At 62.9% G+C, this 18485-nt stretch carries 16 protein-coding genes; 7 read left to right on the plus strand and 9 right to left on the minus strand.

Translation table 11 applies throughout. The annotated features are described in order from the left end of the window. Positions 1–34 precede the first annotated feature (34 nt). From dapA to ACOSV0_RS06965, 5 genes are all read right to left on the minus strand, one after another. On the minus strand, positions 35–940 hold the full coding sequence (gene dapA / locus ACOSV0_RS06945) for a 4-hydroxy-tetrahydrodipicolinate synthase (protein ID WP_434109568.1): 906 nt from the start codon (positions 938–940) through the stop codon (positions 35–37). Between the two features lie 26 nt (positions 941–966). After that, positions 967–2658, minus strand: a complete 1692-nt coding sequence (locus ACOSV0_RS06950) for an ABC transporter permease subunit (RefSeq protein WP_434110191.1) — start codon at positions 2656–2658, stop codon at positions 967–969. Between the two features lie 147 nt (positions 2659–2805). After that, positions 2806–3903, minus strand: coding sequence for an ABC transporter ATP-binding protein (locus ACOSV0_RS06955; RefSeq protein WP_434109569.1), 1098 nt, complete (start codon positions 3901–3903; stop codon positions 2806–2808). Positions 3904–3946: 43 nt separating this feature from the next. Next, positions 3947–5044: an ABC transporter substrate-binding protein gene (locus ACOSV0_RS06960; protein WP_434109570.1), complete on the minus strand. Its 1098-nt coding sequence runs from the start codon at positions 5042–5044 to the stop codon at positions 3947–3949. Positions 5045–5149: 105 nt separating this feature from the next. Then, on the minus strand, positions 5150–6577 hold the full coding sequence (locus ACOSV0_RS06965; protein WP_434109571.1) for an FAD-binding oxidoreductase: 1428 nt from the start codon (positions 6575–6577) through the stop codon (positions 5150–5152). 290 nt (positions 6578–6867) lie between these two features. On the opposite strand from ACOSV0_RS06965, the gene ACOSV0_RS06970 reads away from it, so the two are divergent. Further along, positions 6868–7527, plus strand: a complete 660-nt coding sequence (locus ACOSV0_RS06970) for a M24 family metallopeptidase (RefSeq protein WP_434109572.1) — start codon at positions 6868–6870, stop codon at positions 7525–7527. A 64-nt stretch (positions 7528–7591) separates the two neighbouring features. Here the strand turns inward: ACOSV0_RS06970 and ACOSV0_RS06975 are convergent, their stop codons facing one another. After that, positions 7592–9085: a HAMP domain-containing sensor histidine kinase gene (locus ACOSV0_RS06975; RefSeq protein ID WP_434109573.1), complete on the minus strand. Its 1494-nt coding sequence runs from the start codon at positions 9083–9085 to the stop codon at positions 7592–7594. Next, positions 9082–9828: a response regulator transcription factor gene (locus ACOSV0_RS06980; protein WP_434109574.1), complete on the minus strand. Its 747-nt coding sequence runs from the start codon at positions 9826–9828 to the stop codon at positions 9082–9084. Before ACOSV0_RS06980 ends, ACOSV0_RS06975 begins: the two co-directional genes overlap by 4 nt. Before the next feature lie 206 nt (positions 9829–10034). Between ACOSV0_RS06980 and ACOSV0_RS06985 the strand changes: the two genes are divergently transcribed. Both ACOSV0_RS06985 and msrA read left to right on the plus strand, forming a co-directional pair. Continuing rightward, positions 10035–11945, plus strand: coding sequence for a cytochrome c biogenesis protein DipZ (locus tag ACOSV0_RS06985; RefSeq protein WP_434109575.1), 1911 nt, complete (start codon positions 10035–10037; stop codon positions 11943–11945). A 47-nt stretch (positions 11946–11992) separates the two neighbouring features. Beyond that, positions 11993–12730 (plus strand): peptide-methionine (S)-S-oxide reductase MsrA, encoded by a 738-nt coding sequence (msrA, locus tag ACOSV0_RS06990; RefSeq protein WP_434109576.1) that lies wholly within the window; start codon positions 11993–11995, stop codon positions 12728–12730. On the opposite strand, the gene ACOSV0_RS06995 is transcribed toward msrA, so the two are convergent. Both ACOSV0_RS06995 and ACOSV0_RS07000 read right to left on the minus strand, forming a co-directional pair. After that, entirely contained in the window at positions 12731–13675 is a 945-nt protein-coding gene (locus ACOSV0_RS06995) for a 2-hydroxyacid dehydrogenase (RefSeq protein WP_434109577.1), read from the minus strand. It lies immediately after the preceding gene. Further along, complete coding sequence (locus ACOSV0_RS07000) at positions 13672–14085, minus strand: VOC family protein (RefSeq protein ID WP_434109578.1); 414 nt, start codon at positions 14083–14085, stop codon at positions 13672–13674. The genes ACOSV0_RS06995 and ACOSV0_RS07000 overlap by 4 nt, the downstream gene beginning before the upstream one ends. Before the next feature lie 111 nt (positions 14086–14196). Here ACOSV0_RS07000 and ACOSV0_RS07005 point away from each other — a divergent pair, with 111 nt between their 5' ends. The 4 genes from ACOSV0_RS07005 to ACOSV0_RS07020 all read left to right on the plus strand — a co-directional run bounded on the left by ACOSV0_RS07005 (position 14197) and on the right by ACOSV0_RS07020 (position 18476). Beyond that, positions 14197–15066, plus strand: coding sequence for a LysR substrate-binding domain-containing protein (locus tag ACOSV0_RS07005; RefSeq protein WP_434109579.1), 870 nt, complete (start codon positions 14197–14199; stop codon positions 15064–15066). Positions 15067–15316: 250 nt separating this feature from the next. After that, positions 15317–16165, plus strand: a complete 849-nt coding sequence (locus ACOSV0_RS07010; RefSeq protein WP_434109580.1) for an ABC transporter substrate-binding protein — start codon at positions 15317–15319, stop codon at positions 16163–16165. 99 nt (positions 16166–16264) lie between these two features. After that, on the plus strand, positions 16265–17419 hold the full coding sequence (locus ACOSV0_RS07015; protein WP_434109581.1) for a porin: 1155 nt from the start codon (positions 16265–16267) through the stop codon (positions 17417–17419). Between the two features lie 64 nt (positions 17420–17483). Next, complete coding sequence (locus tag ACOSV0_RS07020; protein WP_434109582.1) at positions 17484–18476, plus strand: threonine ammonia-lyase; 993 nt, start codon at positions 17484–17486, stop codon at positions 18474–18476. Positions 18477–18485: the final 9 nt, after the last annotated feature.

Genomic DNA, 18485 nt, shown 5'->3' on the forward strand with positions numbered 1-18485 from the left:
CTCATTCGGCGCTCACTAAGCGCCAACTAAGCGGTCACAGCGGCTGCTCGAACACGCCAAGTTGCTTTTCCAGTTCGACCCGCAGATCCGCCGACAACGCCGGCGCCGCCTGGACCAGCGGCGCAAGCATCGTGGGCGCATGCACGCCGATCAGATCCATCACCGATTTCATCGGACCCGGATTGGTTTCGGCAAACGCCAGGTTCATCAACGGAATCAGCGAGCGGTGCAGCGCGAGCGCTTCCTGCGTTTTTCCGTCGGCCGCGAGCTGATAGATCTTGCGCCATGCGCTCGGCAGCAGGCTTGCCGTCACCAGGATGCCGCCCCGTGCGCCCGCCGCGACCTGCAACGGAAACAGCGTGTCCTCGCCGCTCAACACGGAGAACGATTCGTCGACGCCGGCCACTGTGCGCAAGAAATGCCACATGTCGGTATTGCAGGCCTTCATGCCGATGATCCGCTCGTGCTTCGACAATTCGTGCAGCACTTCGGGCGCAATGGAAATGCGCGTGCGATAGGGGATCTCATAGATCAGGATCGGCAGCGGCGATTCGTCGGCGTAACGCAGGAAGTAGTCGCGAATACCGCCCTGGGTCGGATTCGTGTAGTAGGGCGTGAGCACCAGCAAACCATCCGCACCCGCGGCGGCGAATTCCTTGCCCGCCTGCATGGCATCGTGATAGCCCGGATCGAGCACACCCGCAATCACCGGGATGCTGCCCGCCGCTTCCTCGGCGGCGATGCCAGCCATGCGGATGCGTTCGGCACGCGCCAGCGCGCCGTATTCGCCGGTGCCGCCGAGCGGCACGACACCGTCCACGCCCTGCTTGAGCAGATAGCGCATCAAGGCGCGGGCCGCGCCGCTGTCGATCGTGTCGTCGGCGTTGACCGGTGTAGGAATGGCCGGCAGGACGCCGCGTAATTGTTGTGCTGAAAGCATAAAAAGTCTCGGTGAATGAATGGGGTTCAGGCGGTGAGGCTGCGCCGGCGCAAACGGTCCGCGACCCAGATGAGCGCGGCGATAAAGATAAAGAGGCAGGTCGAAACGGCCGCGATGACCGGCGAGATCTGCATCGTGATTTCGTCCCAGAACTGCTTGGGCAAGGTCGTGCTCAGACCGCCCGAGGTGAAGAGGGCGATGGTCAGTTCATCGAACGAGGTCGCGAATGCGAACAGGAACGACGACATCAACCCCGCGCTGAGAATCGGAAACGTGACGCGGCGCAGAGTGGCCCACGGTCGCGCGCCCATGCTCTGCGCGGCGAGATCGAGACGGGTGTCGTAGTTGCGCAGCACGGCCATCATCGTGATCACGACGTAGGGCACAGCAACTGTCGTATGGGCAAGCACGAGGCCGAGTGACGAACCGACGAGGCCAATCTTCGCGAAGAAATAGAAGATGCCGACCGCGATGATCATGCGCGGCACGACGATCGGCGACAGCACGAACGCCAGCATGGCCGCCTTGCCGCGCATGCCGCCGCGCACCAGTAGAAATGCAGCGGGCGTGCCGATCAGCATGGACAGCAAACCGGTGCCGATACCCACCAGCATCGAGCGCGTGATTGCCTGCATCCACAGCGGCGAATCGGCGATCTGCCGATACCATTGCAGCGAAAATCCGTGCGGCGGCCACGCCAGCCCGGAAGCCGAATCGAACGACAGCGGAATCATCAGGAAGGCCGGCGCGCTGAGAAACACCAGCAGCACGAACACGATCACGCGCAGCGTCAGGCTTTCGCCGCTGCCGGACACGCTGCGTTTGCGGCCGTTGCGTGAGCGGGGCAGGACGGCGAGCAAGGCATCCGTTGCATTGCCTAGCGCGGTCAGAATCAGGTCGCCGAGCTTGCGGCTCCAGCCGCCTGAACGTGAGCCTTTCGCGCCCGCGCTTTCGCCCGCCATGGTCGAGAGACCGACCATGCGGTCGTACACCAGGAAGACGATCAGCACCACAGCGAGCAGCAGCACCGAGATCGCGCCGGCAAAGCCCCAGTTCAGCGCCTGCATGACCTGATCGATGATCAGTTGCGTGATCATCGTTTGATGACGGCCGCCCAGCAGCGTCGGCGTGATGAAGAAGCCGATTGCGGTGACGAATACCATCAATGCGCCGGCCGCGACACCCGGCAACGACAGCGGAAAATACACCTTCCAGAACACGGTGCCGGGACGCGCGCCGAGTGTGGCCGCGGCGCTCGGCAGGCGGCGGTCGATATTCTCCATGACCGACAGCATGGTCAGCACCGCGAGCGGCATCAGCGCATGCACCATGCCGACGATCACGCTGGAGAAGTGATAGAGCAGGCTCAACGGTTCGTCGATGATGCCGAGCTTGAGCAGCAGTTGATTGATGACGCCGTTGCGCCCGAGCAGCACGACCCACGCAAACGTGCGCACGAGGAAACTGGTCCAGAACGACAGCAGTACCCAGAACAGCAAACGGTTCTTGCGCTCACGCGTCGCCGACGAAATCAGATACGCGATCGGATAGCCGGTCAGCACCGAGAAAAAGGTGGTGCATAGTGACACTTTCAACGTGATCAGCAGCACGTCCACATACACGGACGATGCGAACAGCCGCTTGTATTCGATCAGCGTGAAGCCGGTGTCGTTGTGAATGCTGAGCAGCAGGAGCTGGCCAACCGGATAGACCAGCATCACGAGCAGCAGCACGACGAGCGGCGCGCCTTTCGCGCCGGGCCGCAACCACGCGCGCCAGGCCGGCCGGCGCGGCGCGGGTTGAATGGGCTGTGCCGGTCCCGCAGGTTGGGAAGGGCGCGCGCTCAGAGCGGAATGATTCATCGCTTACTCCGCGATCGCGACGGCGTCGGCGGCGAGCCACGACAGGCCGAGCGTTTGCCCGACTTCGTACTGGTTGCCGAAACGATTGGTAGGGAAGGCGGCGACGAGCGGCACGGCATTGGCGGTATGCGGCTCGAGATAGAGCTTCGTCATGCTGCCGGTCACCATGATGTCGGTGAGTTTCGCCGACAGGCTGCCGCCGTTGCCCGAGTCCGCGCTCGCACCGTCATGCACGCGCAGGTTTTGCGGACGCAGCATCAGCTTGACCGGCTTGCCGTTGCCGATCACCGGGTCGTAGGCCATCGCCTCGCCTTTGGCGACGCCTTGCACGCTGATCTGCACCTGATCGCCCGCACGGCCCGTGACGACCGCGTCGAGCAGATTCGATTCGCCGAGAAAGTCCGCGACGAACACGCTGTTGGGCCGGAAATACAGATCGGCCGGCGTGCCGAGTTGGGCAATCGAACCCGCGTTCATCAGGCAGATGCGGTCCGACATCGTCATGGCTTCTTCCTGATCGTGCGTCACGTAGACGATCGTCGTGCCGAGTTCGCGATGAATGCGCTTGATTTCGAGCTGCATGTGATCGCGCAGTTTCTTGTCGAGCGCGCCGAGCGGTTCGTCCATCAGGATGATCGACGGCCGGTAGACCATGCAGCGCGCGAGCGCGATCCGCTGTTGCTGGCCGCCGGATAGCTCGCGTGGAAAACGGTGCGCCACGTGCGGCAGATGCACCATCTCCAGCGCCTGCATCACCTTGTCTTGCGTGGCCTTCGCATCGGTCTTGCGCATCTGCAGCGGAAACGCAATGTTCTGCGCGACCGTCATGTGCGGAAACAACGCGTAGTTCTGAAACACCATGCCGATGTCGCGTTCATACGGCGCGCCGTACGTCACGTCCACGCCGTTGATGCGAATCTGTCCTTCATCCGGCTGGGCGAGACCGGCGATCAGGCTGAGCAGGGTGGTCTTGCCGGAGCCGCTCGGCCCGAGCAAGGTCAGGAATTCGCCCTCGGCGACGTCGAGACTGGTCGGCGCGAGCGCGACGAAATCGCCGTAGCGTTTGCTGAGTCCCGCGATCTGAAGATTCGAAGCAGACATGGAATCGGCCTCCGTGGAAAAGTGACAGGGAACGGCGGCGCGCTTACGTCAGGATCCAGCGGTTGAACCGCTCGAGCGCGACACTCTGGTTTTCCTGCCAGTACTTCGCATCGATATGCAGGCCGTTGGTCATGTTCTGAGGATACGTCGGGCAGTTTTTCGCGATCTCAGGCTTGATGAAGTTGAAGGCTTCGGGTTGCGTCAGACCCGCCGGGAAATAGTCGACCAGGGCGGCCTGGCGTTTCGGATCGGCGGCGAACTTGATGAACTCGCGGCATGCGTCGGCGTTCGGCGAGCCCTTCAGGATCGACCAGTTGTCGACGCCCCAGATGTTCTGGTTCCAGACGATGCCGACCGGCGCCCCGCTCGCGATCGCCGCTTGCGCGCGCGAGATCCACGTGCTGATCATGTCCACCTCGCCGGAACCCAGCATCTGTTCGACCTGGGCGCCGGTGGTCCACCAGACGTCGACGTGCTTCGCAATCTTCGAGAGGCTCGCGAAGCCGCGATCCATGTTGCAGGGATAGACCTGGCCGGTCGGTACGCCGTCGGCCATCAAGGCCTGCTCCATCGTGTCGAACGGATACTTGCGCAGGCCGCGGCGGCCCGGGAAGTCCTTCACGTTCCACATGTCGGCCCATGAGGCCGGCGCCTTGCGGCCCTTGAACGCGTCGGTGCGGTAAGCGAGTACCGTGGTGTAGATGTTGGTGGCCACGCCGTACGGCGACATGTATTGCTTCGGAATCTTCGCGATCACCGGATCGGATTCCAGACCGTGTTTTTCGAGGTATTCCTTGCCGCCGCCGGTCAGCAGAAGAATCGCCGGCTGGCTGATCTTCGCCATGTCCCAGGTGTAGCTGCCGGTGTCGACCATGCTCTTGATCAGCGCGGTCGGTTCGGCGTTCGCCTGCACGCCGACCACTTCGATGCCGGTCTTCTCCGTGAACGGCCGGTAGAACACCGCGCCGTAGGCCTTCGTGTAGATGCCGCCGTCGTCACGAATCACGATCCGTTTGCTGGCCGCGCGCGACGGCGTCCAGATGAACGGGAACGCGACCGCTGCCGTGCCTGCCAGCGCCGTCTTGATGGCCGTGCGGCGGCCGGGTTGTTGAATCTGATCGCGTGTAGGCTGCTTTTTCATGACGACTCCAGGGAAGTGGCAAGCGTGGAAAGCGAAAGACCGGTAGGGCGAAAATTCAGGCTGTGCGAACGGCGCGAACGACGCAATTGAACACGGAGCAGCGCGTCAGGGCAGCAGGCGGCCAGGGTTGAATAACTGCTGCGGATCGAGCGCCTGCTTCACCGCGCGCATCAACGTGAGTTCGATCGCGGATTTGTAGTGAGCCATTTCGCTCAGTCCGGTCTGGCCGACGCCATGTTCGGCGCTGAACGTGCCGCGCAATTCGTGCGCGACTTCGTTGACACAGTGGCGCATCGCGCTGGCCATCGCCACGGGGTCCGCGAATTCACGCCATGCATCGAAGGTGAAGAACGGGATGAGGTGCACGTTGCCGTCGCCGAGATGGGCCACGATCACAATGTCGAGGCCGGGGACGATCGCATGCACCGCACGCGTGGCCTGCTCGATGAATGCAGGCACCGCCGACACCGGCACTGCGCAATCGGTCGTCAAGCCCACGCCGCCTTTCTTGTTCGCTTCGGACACGCTGTGGCGAATTTCCCAGAGGGCGGCGCGCTGCGTGTCGTTGCTGGCGAACGCCGCATCGACGATGAGGCCGGCATCGGCGGCCTGTTCGAGCGTGTGTTGCAGCAGCTCCGCCATTTCCTCGCCGCCGCGCGTGTCCGCGAGTTCGACGAGCACGTGCCAGTCGTGCAGTTCGCCAAGCGGATTGCGGCGCTCGGGTATGTGTTCGATCACGAGTTCGAGCTGGCGGCGGTTGATCATCTCGAAGGCACTGAGCCGCGAACCGCAGGCAGCCTGAAACATGCCGAGAATACGCAGCGCGGCCGCCGGGTCGACGGGGGCGAACCACGCGAGCGCGTGATGCGTCGGCAGCGGATGCAGCTTCAACGTGGCCGCCGTGATGATGCCGAGCGTGCCTTCCGTGCCGATGAACAGATGCTTCAGATCGAGGCCCGTGTTGTCTTTGCGCAGCGCACGCAGGCCGTTCCAGATCGTGCCGTCGGCGAGCACCACTTCGAGACCGAGCACGTTGTCGCGCGTATTGCCGTAGCGCAGCACGCCGGTGCCGCCCGCATTCGTCGACAGATTGCCGCCGATCTGGCATGAGCCTTCGGCGCCGAGGCTCACCGGATAGAGCCGTTGTTCGGCCGCCGCGGCGTCCTGCACGGTCTTCAGCACGCAGCCGGCTTCGACTTCCATTGAACCGTTGGCCGCGTCGATGGAGCGGATACGCCGCATCCGCGACAGGTTGACGATGACAGGCCGAACGCCTTCGTTCGCGGGCACGGCGCCGCCGCACAGGCTGGTGTTGCCGCCTTGCGGCAGGACCGGCACGCCGTGCGCCGCGCACAGGCGGATCACCGCGGAGACCTGTGCTGCCGTCGACGGCAGCGCAACGCAGAGCGCCGGCGCCTTGAAGCGGCCGCGCCAATCCTCGATGAAACCATCGAGGTTGGCTTCGGCGCTCAGGATCGCATCCGCGCCGAGTTCGGTTTGCAGGCTGGCTAACAAAGGCGCGGCAGGGTTCATTTCCGGTTCCTTGATCGGGCGGCGGTTTTGGTGCGGTCGGCTAGACGCGGTCGGCTTAGACGCGGTCGGCTGCGACCCGAATGGGGCGGGACCGCTGTTGCCTGAGAAAAAGCATAGGAGTAAAAAAATCGCATTGAAATGCAATTAATCGCAATGCGATTGAAGTGCTCGTTTTTCCTGGCGTGGACTGGGCGGGTGCTGAAGTTGGCGGCACGCCGTAAGCCGAGGCGTGTCGTGGACACCGGGCCGTCCTCTCGTTATATTCAATGGGATATAACCGGAGAGGATGGATGGATAGCGCGGCAAAGCAGGCGGTGGGAAGCAAATACGTGCTCGAGTCGATGAAATACGCTCAGGGCAAAACATGGGAAGTGGTGGAGCGCCTGGCAGAGCGGATCCAGCCCGGCATGTTCGAGTCGGAGGCGACGGCCTTGTGCAAGACCGTGTTGAACGAGTTGGGCATGGACCGTATCTGGCATCCGATGCTGGTGCGTTTCGGCGAGAACACGCTGAAGACTTTCAAGCAGCGCTCGGACGGCGACCCGACACTCAAGGATGACGATATTTTCTTCGTCGACCTGGGCGTGGTCTGGGATCGGCACGAGGGCGATGCGGGCGCGACCTTTGTGGTCGGCAACGATGCGGAGATGAAGGCCTGCGCGGATGCCGCGAAGACCGTGTTCGACGAAGTGGAGCAGCACTGGCGCTCGACGCGCGCGGGCGGCAAAGCGCTCTATGACTTTGCGGAACAGCGTGCGACGGCGCTCGGCTGGCGTCTGAATCTGGACATCAAGGGCCACCGCGTCAGCGACTTTCCGCACGCCATCTACAAGGCAGGCGATCTGGGCGATTTCGCGGCGTGTCCGGACGCCGGCCTCTGGATTCTTGAAATCCAGCTTGCCCATCCGACCCGGCCGTTCGGCGCGTTCTATGAGGACTTGCTGATCTGATCGCGCTTCTTGCCGGGCTGCCTACGCGGCGGCCCGGCACCCCGGTGCCGTACCTGACGATCGGTCAGAGCGGAATGCTGGCGACAGCCGGCTTCTCGCTTGTCGGCAGATCGAAGCAGAATGTCGTGCCGGGGCCCGCACGTTCTAGCAGACGTATCTGGCTGTGATGCAATTGCAGCATGCGCTGCACGATCAGCAAACCGAGTCCGCCGCCGCGATGTGCGCCGCCTGAGCTGAACGGGCGCTCGAACAATCCCGCGCGCTGCTCCGCCGGAATGCCGGAACCGGTGTCGCTCACCGTGACCGATACGCGGTCGTCCTTGTGCGCGAGGTCGACGTCGATTATCCCGTTGGCGGGCGTGTGGCGAATCGCGTTGTCGAGCAGGTTCGTCAGTACGCGCTCGATCATGCCGAGATCGGCGCAGACGTTCGGCAGTCGAGGTGGAATACCGGCGCGCAACTGGATGTGTCGCGCTTCAGCCGGCAACTCGAATTTCTGGAATACGTCCTGGACCAGATCGACCAGGGAGAATTGTTCGAGCGCGGGTTGCACGTTGCCGTGTTCGAGCCGGGCCAGTTCGAATAGCGCTTGCGCGAGCTGTCCAACCTTGACGCTCTGCGCCAGCGCAATCGCCAGATAGCGTTTGCGTTCCGTTTCGCCGAGCGTGTCGGCTTTGAGCGATAGCGTCTCGAGGTACCCGTGCAACGAGGTGAGCGGTGTGCGCAGGTCGTGCGAAATATTGGCGATCAGTTCGCGCCGTTGCTGATCCTGTCTGGTCAGTGCACGCCACTGGTCGCCGATGCGGTTCGCCATCTGCGCGAACGTTGCTTCGAGCACGGCGATTTCGTCGCGTTGTCCGGCTTGCGCCGAGCGTGGCACGACCGGCTGGGTGTCGGGCTCGCCATCGGCATCGAAGCGGCGCATGGCGTCGGTCAGGCGGCGCAGCGGCCGCGTGATCAGACCGAAAGCCGTCAGGCCCGCGAGCAGACCGAGCAGCGCGACCAGCGCCATCGACCACAGCGTGGTGCGCAGAACCGAGCTGGCGGCGACGCGTGCGGCCAGCGCGTCGTGCTCCTCGCCGAGCAGAACGACGTAGATATAACCGGAGGGTTGCTGTCCGCTCAATTGCAGCGGTGCGGCGCTGAACACCTTTTTGCCATCGAGGCTGCGCGGGTCGTCGCCGAGAATCGGCAATGCGTCTCCGGCGATGAATTGCCGGATCGGCGCGAGATCCACCTGTTCGCGTTTGACGTGGCCTGCGGGGGCATCGTCGCCCTGGATGTGCCCGCGATTGTCGAGCAGGTACACCTCGACGCTTGGATTCACCATCATCAACTGGCCGAACAGTTGGCGCACGGCGTCGGGCCTTAAGCCGTTCGCATCCATCAGGGTGGTGCGATGCGCGATATGGTCGGCGAGGTTGCGCGACAGACTTTGCACCACTTCCTTTTCGTGCAGGTCGCTCGAACGGATCTGCAGCCACGCCGACGCGCCGCAGCATGCCAGCAGGAGCGCGGAGAAAACGAGCGAGAGCCGCTGGGTGAGTGTCAGGGTCACGGCGCGTCCCGATGTGCGCTGTCGGGCGCCGGCGCGTCGCCCGGCACGGCCAGCTTGTAGCCGCGCCCCCAGACGGTCAGGATGCGCTCGGGCTGGGCCGGATCGGCTTCGATCTTGGCGCGCAGCCGGTTGATATGGGTGTTGACGGTGTGCTCATAACCTTCGTGCTGATAACCCCACACGGCATTGAGCAGGTCCATTCGCGAGAAGACCTTGCCGGGATGCTGCGCGAAGTAATAGAGCAGATCGAATTCACGCGGCGTCAGTTCGATAGCCTTGCCCTCGACAGCGGCCTCGCGGGTCAGCGGATCGATCGTCAGGCCGGCAATCTGCAGACTGCCCGCGTCGATTCGCGAGTCTTTCGCCATCGCTTCGACGCGCCGCAGCAAGGCCTTGACGCGCGCCACCAGTTCGAGCACCGAGAACGGCTTGGCGAGGTAGTCGTCAGCGCCGAGTTCGAGGCCGAGAATCCGGTGCACTTCGCTCGAACGCGCACTGGTGATGATGATCGGCGTATAGCGCGTCATCGCGCGGGCGCGCCGGCAGATTTCCAGACCGTCGACGCCCGGCAGCATCAGATCGAGGATCAGGGCATCCCAGCCGCCTTGCTCCAGCAATCGCAGCCCTTCGTTGCCGTCGGCGCTGTGCACGACTTCATAACGCTCGTCGCGAAGATGCAGGCTCAGCACGTTGGCGATGTCGACGTCGTCTTCGACGATCAGGATGCGCTTCGAGTGGTCCATGGAGGGCTTTAGACGCGGGCTAGGGCGTGGTTCAGAACGTAGGAAACGATGGGGCCCCGCAAAATCGGGCCGTTGCGCCATTGTGCAGAATTTTCGGGCAGCGAGTTATCACATTTAATTTAACTTTCCGTGAGGACTTCGACATCCTCCGCGCTCTAGGATGTGGCCACTTTCCGCAGATTCCTGCACTCACGTCCGGAACCGACATGCTACTTATCGTTCTTGCCTATCTTGGCGGCGCCCTCACGATTCTCAGTCCGTGCATCCTGCCGGTGCTGCCGTTTGTCTTCGCGCGCGCCGATCAGCCGTTCGTGCGCAGCGGGCTGCCTTTGCTCGCGGGCATGGCGCTCACGTTCGCCCTCGTCGCGACGCTTGCCGCCGTGGGCGGCGGCTGGGTGACCCAGGCCAACCAGTATGGCCGTTGGCTTGCGATTGCGCTGCTTGCGGTGTTCGGGCTGACGCTGCTCTTTCCGCGTTTCGCCGATCATCTGATGCGGCCGCTGGTGAGCGCCGGCAATCGCCTGTCGAACTTCGCCCAGAGCGACGGTCAGCAGGTTCGTCCGGGTTCGTCGTTTCTGCTGGGTATCGCGACGGGGCTGCTGTGGGCGCCGTGCGCCGGTCCGATTCTCGGCCTCGTGTTGACCGGCGCGGCACTAAGAGGTGCGAGCGTCGGCACCACGCTGTTGCTGGTGGCCTATGCGGCCGGCGCCGCGACTTCGCTTGCGGTGGCGCTGCTGATCGGCGGACGCGTATTCACGGCGATGAAGCGCTCGCTGGGGGCCGGCGAATGGATTCGCCGCGGGATCGGTGCGGCGATGCTTGGCGGTGTGGTGGCGATTGCACTCGGTCTCGACACAGGGGTGCTGACGCGCATTTCGACTATCGCCACTGGCGGCATCGAACAGAAACTGGTGGACACGCTTTCGCCTGGTGCGACGCCGGGCAATGGGGTGACAGCGGCGAATGCAGCGAATGCCGTGGGCAATGCCGCAGCCAGCGCAACGTCGTCTAATGCGCCGGGCAATGCAGCGAACGACAATGCCGTGATCACGGCCACGCCTGCCGCCGATGCAAACGCCTCCGCCAACTCCGGCGCGATGATGCGCGCCTCTCAAGGCACGCCGGGCGGCGCGACCCCGTTGCCCGTGGAAGGCGAATTGCCGACGCTGGATGGCGCCGTCCAATGGCTGAATTCACCGCCGCTGACGGTTCAGAGCCTGCGCGGCAAAGTTGTGCTGGTCGACTTCTGGACGTACTCGTGCATCAACTGTCTGCGTTCGCTGCCGTACGTCAAGGCGTGGGCGCAGAAATACAAGGATCAAGGATTGGTGGTGATCGGCGTGCACGCCCCGGAATTCGCGTTCGAGCGCAATATCGACAACGTGAAGAAGGCCACGCACGACCTAGGCGTCGACTATCCCGTCGCCATCGACAACAACTACGCGATCTGGCGCGCGCTGAACAATCAGTACTGGCCGGCGCACTATTTCGTCGATGCGAAAGGGCAGATCCGCTATCACCATTTTGGCGAAGGCGACTATGCGGAATCGGAAAAGGTGATTCAGCAATTGCTGGCGGAAGCGGGTCATGCAGGGGTTTCGAAGGTTGCGCTCGGTATTACGAGCGCCAGCGCGCAAGGTGTCCAGGCCGCCGCCGACAACGCCGATATGCAGTCGCCGGAAACCTATATCGGCTATCAGCGTGCGGAGAATTTCGCGTCGCCGGGCGGTGAAGCGCAGGACAAGGTGCATACCTATGCAGCGCCGTCGCAACCCGCAGTGAATGATTGGGGATTGGCCGGCGCATGGAAGGTCGGCGCCGAACATGCGACGCTCGCCGCCGCGTCCGGGCGCATCGTCTATCGCTTTCATGCTCGCGACCTGCACCTCGTGCTTGGTCCGGGCAAGGACGGCAAGCCGGTGCGCTTCCGCGTGAGCGTCGATGGCGCCGCACCGGGTGCGGCACACGGCACCGACGTTGCGGCCGACGGTAGCGGCACCGTGACCGAACAGCGTCTTTATCAACTCGTTCGGCAAACCGGCGATGTCGCGGATCACACGTTCTCGATCGAGTTTCTGGATCCCGGCGTGCAAGCGTATGCCTTTACGTTCGGCTAATTCCAGCCGCGCGGCGTGAATCAACCACTCTTTGAAGGACCGATGTCATGTACACGACTTCTACCCGTCAGACTCCCCGAAGCAGGCGTTCGACCTTCACCAGGCTTGCTGCTTGTGTCGCCATTGCGGCGAGTGTTTTCGCCGCGCAACGCATCGCGAATTCGGCTGAAGCAGCGACCAGGATTCCACCGCCTGCCCAGGATGAAAAAGTGGGCGCGACGCATAGCGAAACAGCCGTATTCGCGGGGGGCTGCTTCTGGGGTGTTCAGGGTGTATTCGAACACGTGCGCGGCGTGAAGCAGGTTGCTTCGGGCTACACAGGAGGCGCGGCCGGCACCGCGCAATACGAAACCGTCAGCGAAGGCGATACGGGACACGCGGAGTCGGTGCAGATTACCTACGACCCGACGCAGATTACCTATGGACGGTTGTTGCAGATTTTCTTCTCGGTGGCGCACGATCCCACCGAGTTGAACTATCAGGGACCCGACCACGGCACGCAATACCGTTCGGCGATTTTTCCTGCCAATCCTGAGCAGCGTGCCGTCGCGCAATCGTATATCGCGCAACTCGGTAAGGCGCACGTATTTTCAGGGCCGATCGTGACTCGTGTGGAGGACTTCAAGGGTTTCTATCCGGCGGAAAACTACCACCAGAATTTCCTCGCACTTCATCCCGACTACCCGTACATCGCGATTAACGATCTGCCGAAGGTGAACGAATTGAAGCGGATGTTCCCGGATCTGTATCGCAACGATCCGGTGTTGCTGAAGGTGAGCGGTTAGTCAATATCCCCGTGCCCGATCGACACTTTCGGGTATCGCACCGCTCTCGTGATAGTTGCGGATGTTTCGAGCGACGATCGCCGATGCCGTCCTGCGATCCGTCGGCGCCGAGATATGCGGCAAGACGGTGACGTGCGGATTGCCCCATTGCCAGCTATCGGGCGGCAATGGCTCGACGCTGAACACGTCGAGCACCGCGTGTTTTATCCGGCGGGATTCCAGCGCCGCACGTAGTGCGTCGTCGCAGACGATCGGCCCGCGCGCAAAGTTGATGAGCGACGCGTGCCCGGGGAGATGGCCTAGCATCGTCGCGTTCAACAATCCCTTCGTGTGGGCCGTCAGCGGCAGCAGGCAAACCAGAATGTCCGTCTTCGCCAGCATGGCCGGCAATTCGGCGTCGCCAGCAAAGCACTCGACATTGGACACGCCTCTGCGCGTTCGGCTCCATCCGCGGACCTTGAAGCCGGCGTCCACGAGGCGCCGTGCAGACGCTTCGCCGAGTGCGCCCAACCCCAGCAGCCCCACAGTTTTGTCCTCCGGGCGCGTGTAATCCTGCGCCAGCCATTGGCGATTGGCCTGTTGCGCGGCGTAGGCCGGCATATCGCGATGCAGATACAAGGTCCAGGCCAATACGGCTTCGGCCATGGTGTCGGCCAGTTGCGGATCGACCAGTCTGACGATCTTCAGATCGGTATCGGCCAGATCGGTCACGAGCCGTTCGACACCCGCCCAGACACTGTGAACCCACTTCAATTGCGGCAGTTGCCGGAGGTCTTCCGGCAACGGGTTGGCGACAATAGCCACCGTGCAGACGGCCTTCGCCTGGGCATCCAGCGCGTGCAGCGGCACGATCTTTTCGTCGGGCATGGCCTGTTGCAGCGCGTCGATCCAGTCAGCCACGAACGGATAGTGAGGGTTGCAGATGAAGGGAATAGCGGTCTTCACTTTGCGTACACCTTGCCGAGGTTGGCGAACCCTTTGACTTCGATCGGATTGCCGCAGGGGTCGCGAAAGAACATGGTGGCCTGCTCACCTGGTTCGCCGGCGAAGCGCAGGCTCGGCGGAATGACGAAGTCGATCTCCGCGGCGACCAGGCGGTCTGCGAGTTGGCGCCAGTCCTGCATCTCCATCACGAGGCCGAGGTGGGGCATCGGCACCCAATGTTCATCCACCTTGCCGGTATTCGTGACGGGAAAGGGTTCGCCCAGATGCAGCGAGATCTGATGGCCGAAGAAGTCGAAGTCCACCCAGGTATCGGTGCTGCGGCCTTCCTCACATCCGAGGATCTTGCCGTAGAACGCGCGTGATTCGTCGAGATCCCGCACGTGATAGGCGAGATGGAAACAGGTTTGCATAGGAGGCTCCAGGCTTGGCGGGAGAGAAGTCGATGATGCGATCCCGGGAGCCTAGCATCGGCTTTACGAAAGAGATAGCATGTATTTTTTTATAAAACAAAAGGAATTCTTTTGGAAACCCGTTATCTGAAAAGCCTGATCGCGGTGGTCGATTGCGGGTCGATCGCGGATGCCGCGCGCGTGGAGCAGATTACGGCCGCAGCGATCGGTCAGCGGGTTCAGGCGCTCGAACGCGAGCTGGGTTTTGCGCTGCTTTCGCGCAGCGGGTACACGGCGAGGCCGACCGAGGCGTGTCTGAGCCTCCTGCCGCGCGCCCGCCGTATCGTGCGCGAGTCGGCGTTACTGGAGGGCGACGCGGACCTGGGCGGATTGAGTGGCACGCTGCGGGTCGGGGCGATCTCCACCGCGCTGACAGGCATGCTGCCAGGCGCGCTGCGGGCGCTGACGCAGGAGGCTCCGCAGGGCAGGCCGGTGATTGTCCCGGGAACCTCCCGCGGCCTGTATCAGGCGCTGCAGGCAGGTGAGCTGGACGCGGCCATTGTTGTCGCTCCGCCGTTTCCGTTGCCGAAAACGACGCGCGCTATCGTGCTGCGCAGGGAGCCGCTCGTTTTGCTGGCGGGCAAAAAAGCACGCGGCAGCGCCGTTTCGCTATTGCGCTCGCAGCCCTACATTCGCTACGACCCGGACGCATGGGGAGGCCGCTATTCGGCTAAATTTCTCGCCGACCAGGGGATCGAGCCGTCTGTCATCGGCGATCTGGACGCGCTGGAGGCTATTGCCATGCTGGTCGCGGATGGCGTCGGCGTCAGCCTCGTGCCGCGCTGGTCCGGCATCGAGCGTTTCGCAAGCGATTGCCGGATGACGCAGATCGTGGACGAAGCTTATGAGCGCGAAATCGTGCTCCTGACGAGCGCCCAGGCGGACCGCCCGAACATGCTGGCCATTCTCTCGCAGGCGCTTCTTCAATCGCCGGCGAAATGAATCCGTGCCGCGGCGCTACGGCAGGCCGCCCGGCGCGACGTATCCGGATCGGATTGTCTCTCTAGCGTGCTCCAACATGTACAACATGAAATAAAAATACAAATGCATGGAAGGCACGCCGCAAATGAAAAATGCACATTTCATGGTGGTTTTGATTGCGAACTTAAATTCGCGCTTGACGATTAATTTTCGCGTTTGTATAAATTTGTACAACTTGAGCAAAACATCTCCCTTCGCCACCAGGATCGTCATGAAACCATCTATCGCGCTGCGCGCTCTGCTCACCTCGGCAGCCATTTCGTTCGCTTGTGCCATGCCCGCCCAGGCTGCCGAGCCTTTGAAGACGCTCGAAGCCGGGCAACTGACCTATGGCGTCGCGGCGACGTTCGCACCTTTTGAATTCACCCAGAACGGCGCGCTGACCGGTTTCGACATCGATCTGATCAATGCGGTCGCCAAGGCGATGAATCTGACGCCCGCCCCGCAGAACATGCAGTTCAGCGGCCTGATTCCGGCGCTGCAAGGCGGCCGTATCGACCTGATCAATTCGGCGATGTACATGACGCCGGCGCGCAGCGCCCAGGTCGACTTCGTGCCGTATCTGCGGATCGGCGACCGGATCATCGTGCAGGCGGCGAATCCCGCGAAGATCACCGGCCGGGACGACTCGATCTGCGGCAAGAATATCGCGGTCACGCTGAGCGGTATCGAGGAAACCTACGCACGCGCCGACGCGCAGCGCTGCGTCGCCGCCGGCCATAGCGCGCCCAACATCATGACCTTGCCGACCGCGCAGAACTCGGCGCTGAGCCTGCGCCAGGGGCGCGCCGACGCCATCTACAACTCGACGCCCGGAACCGTGCAATTGCTGGCCGAAGTGCCCAACGTCTACAAGGCGGTCGGTCCGGAATTCGAACAGACCACCACCATCGGGTTCGCCGTTCCGAAAGGCAATACGGCCGTAGCGGCGGCGCTGAAAGATGCCCTTGCGAAAGTCGTGGCGCAGGGCACGTACAAGCAGTTGATCGAAAAATGGAAGCTGCCGCCTTCCGTCTCGATCTTCAATGGCCAGGACTCGACCGCCGCCCATACCGACTAAGCACCGGATATTTTCCTCACAGGATGAATGGTCGAGGCGGGGACCCCGCCTTGACGGGCGTCGCTCATCCGTCGTTTGCATACAGACCATAGGCAAAAAATGAAACGAGTGGCTTCGATAAGCATGGCGGTCGCATTGACCGGCGTCTCCGCAACAGCACATGCGCAAAACAGCGTCACGTTGTATGGCATCGTCGATGCCGGCATCAGCTATCTGAAGACCGCGAGCGGCAATCGCTACAGCTTGCTCAGCGGCGGGCTGTCGGGGAACCGTTGGGGATTGAAGGGGAGTGAGGACCTCGGCGGCGGCCTGAAGGCGATTTTCCAGCTCGAATCCGGATTTGCGATCGGTACCGGCAAGTCGCTTCAGGGCGGCCGCGAGTTCGGCCGGCAATCTTTTGTCGGGCTGTCGGGCGAGCGCTGGGGAACGGTGGTTATGGGCCGCATGTACGACCCGGTTGTCGATCTCGTGCAACCGTTGACCGCCGACGGTGCGGGCGGCAGTGTCCCGTTCGCGACGCCGGGCGATGTCGACAACAACGATTTCAGCGCACGTGTTTCAAATGCGGTGAAATATTCAAGTCCAAATTATTCAGGACTGCAATTCGAGGCGCTGTATGCGTTGGGCGGCGTTGCAGGTTCGACCGGCCAGGGTTATACAGCGAGCGGTGCTGTTTCGTATAGCCAAGGGCCGGTGAAAGTGGCCGCCGGTTACTTTCAGGCGGCCAACGCCAACGCCGCTTCGGGCAAGCGAACCGGCTGGACCAGCGCCACCACGGACGCCCTTTTCGAAGGCGGATCGATCAATACGGCTTACCAGAGCGCGCATATGCTCGCGATCGCGCAAATCGCGGGGCAGTATCAGATCGGTGCTTTCACACTGGGCGCGGGTTACAGCAACGCCCGCTACACCAGCGACGGTGAGTCGACTTTCGCGGCGACGCAGAAATTCAATACCGGGCGCGTCTATGGTTTCTATCGCGTCTCTCCTGCCTTGCGCTTTGGCGTGGGCTACATCCTGACCTCGGCAAATGGCGACGAGTCGGCACACTACAACCAGGTGAGTGCCGGCAGCTTCTACACGCTGTCGAAAGCGACCGACGTCTATGCAACCGCCGCGTTCCAGCGCGCGAGCGGTACGCAACGCACGGCGTCCGGCGGTACGCAGGCCGCCGTGGCAACCATCTCGTCCTATGGCGTCGACGGCACGAGTACGCAGGCCATTGTCACGGTGGGTTTTCGGCATCGTTTCTGATCACAATGGTTCGCGGCAGGGGAGACCTGCCGTTCCTATTCCTTTGAGAATCGAGACCTATAGCATGTTGTCTTATCAAACACCCGTCGCGAACGATGTGCGGGACGCGGCCATGCAACTGCGCGACGTTGCGATCGACACACCGATCGTGCGGTCGGATCTGCTCGACGAGATCACGGGGGCGAAAGTCTTCGTCAAGCTCGAGAGTCTTCAGCACACTGGGGCGTTCAAGTTTCGTGGCGCGTATAACTGTCTGTCGCGTCTCGATCGGAACGATTGTCCGGACGGCGTCGTGGCGTACTCGACCGGCAATCACGGGCAGGCGATCGCGACAGTCGGCAGGATGCTCGGCATCGCGACCACGGTCGTCATGCCGTCTAATGCCCCGGCGAACAAGGTCGAAAAAGCGAGGATCGCCGGTGCGCAGATTGTTCGCTATGACCGTGAGCGCCAGAGCCGTGAGGCCGTGGCCGCGGAGTTGGCGACGCGTGGCCGGTTCGCCGTGGTTCCGCCGGGCGATCACCATCACGTGATCGCGGGGCAGGGCACGGTGGCGCTCGAAGCGCTGACGCGGCTGGGTCCGGATGCCATCGACGCGATCGTCGTGCCGTGCGGTGGCGGCGGGCTCTCGGCGGGCACCTGCCTCGCGGTCGAGGCGGCGGGGTCGCGCGCTCAGGTCTGGGCGGCGGAGCCGGCCGAATTCGACGATACCCGGCGCTCCCTTGCATCGGGGAATCGGGAGACCAACCCGGCCGGCAATGTGTCGATTTGCGATGCGCTGCTCGCGCCGGTCCCGGCGGAGCTGCCGTTCTCGATCAACAGCCAGCGGCTTTCCGGTGTACTCGCAGCGGACGACCATGCCGTCATGCAGGCCATGGCGTTCTGCTTCGAAGCATTCCGCGTCGTCGTGGAGCCGGGCGGCGCGGTGGCGCTCGCCGCGCTGATGACCGATCCCGCCGCGGCGTCGCTGCGCGGCAAGCGGGTGTTGGTGATCGCGTCCGGCGGGAACGTCGACGCTGCGCTGTTCGCTTCGGCCATCGGCAAAGCGGACGTCTGAGCAGCAACA

The sequence above is a fragment of the Paraburkholderia caffeinilytica genome (genome assembly GCF_051027425.1).
Taxonomy (GTDB): Bacteria; Pseudomonadota; Gammaproteobacteria; order Burkholderiales; family Burkholderiaceae; genus Paraburkholderia; species Paraburkholderia caffeinilytica_A.

Bases quoted from the DNA above. Each gene is read 5' to 3' on its own strand.
- ACOSV0_RS06985 (WP_434109575.1), top strand. From the start codon at position 10,035: ATGCTACTTATCGTTCTTGCCTATCTTGGCGGCGCCCTCACGATTCTC.
- ACOSV0_RS06980 (WP_434109574.1), bottom strand. From the start codon at position 9,828: ATGGACCACTCGAAGCGCATCCTGATCGTCGAAGACGACGTCGACATC.
- ACOSV0_RS06955 (WP_434109569.1), bottom strand. From the start codon at position 3,903: ATGTCTGCTTCGAATCTTCAGATCGCGGGACTCAGCAAACGCTACGGC.
- ACOSV0_RS06950 (WP_434110191.1), bottom strand. From the start codon at position 2,658: ATGCTGGTCTATCCGGTTGGCCAGCTCCTGCTGCTCAGCATTCACAAC.
- ACOSV0_RS07015 (WP_434109581.1), top strand. From the start codon at position 16,265: ATGAAACGAGTGGCTTCGATAAGCATGGCGGTCGCATTGACCGGCGTC.
- ACOSV0_RS07000 (WP_434109578.1), bottom strand. From the start codon at position 14,085: ATGCAAACCTGTTTCCATCTCGCCTATCACGTGCGGGATCTCGACGAA.
- ACOSV0_RS07020 (WP_434109582.1), top strand. From the start codon at position 17,484: ATGTTGTCTTATCAAACACCCGTCGCGAACGATGTGCGGGACGCGGCC.
- dapA (WP_434109568.1), bottom strand. From the start codon at position 940: ATGCTTTCAGCACAACAATTACGCGGCGTCCTGCCGGCCATTCCTACA.
- ACOSV0_RS07010 (WP_434109580.1), top strand. From the start codon at position 15,317: ATGAAACCATCTATCGCGCTGCGCGCTCTGCTCACCTCGGCAGCCATT.
- ACOSV0_RS06965 (WP_434109571.1), bottom strand. From the start codon at position 6,577: ATGAACCCTGCCGCGCCTTTGTTAGCCAGCCTGCAAACCGAACTCGGC.
- msrA (WP_434109576.1), top strand. From the start codon at position 11,993: ATGTACACGACTTCTACCCGTCAGACTCCCCGAAGCAGGCGTTCGACC.
- ACOSV0_RS06960 (WP_434109570.1), bottom strand. From the start codon at position 5,044: ATGAAAAAGCAGCCTACACGCGATCAGATTCAACAACCCGGCCGCCGC.
- ACOSV0_RS06970 (WP_434109572.1), top strand. From the start codon at position 6,868: ATGGATAGCGCGGCAAAGCAGGCGGTGGGAAGCAAATACGTGCTCGAG.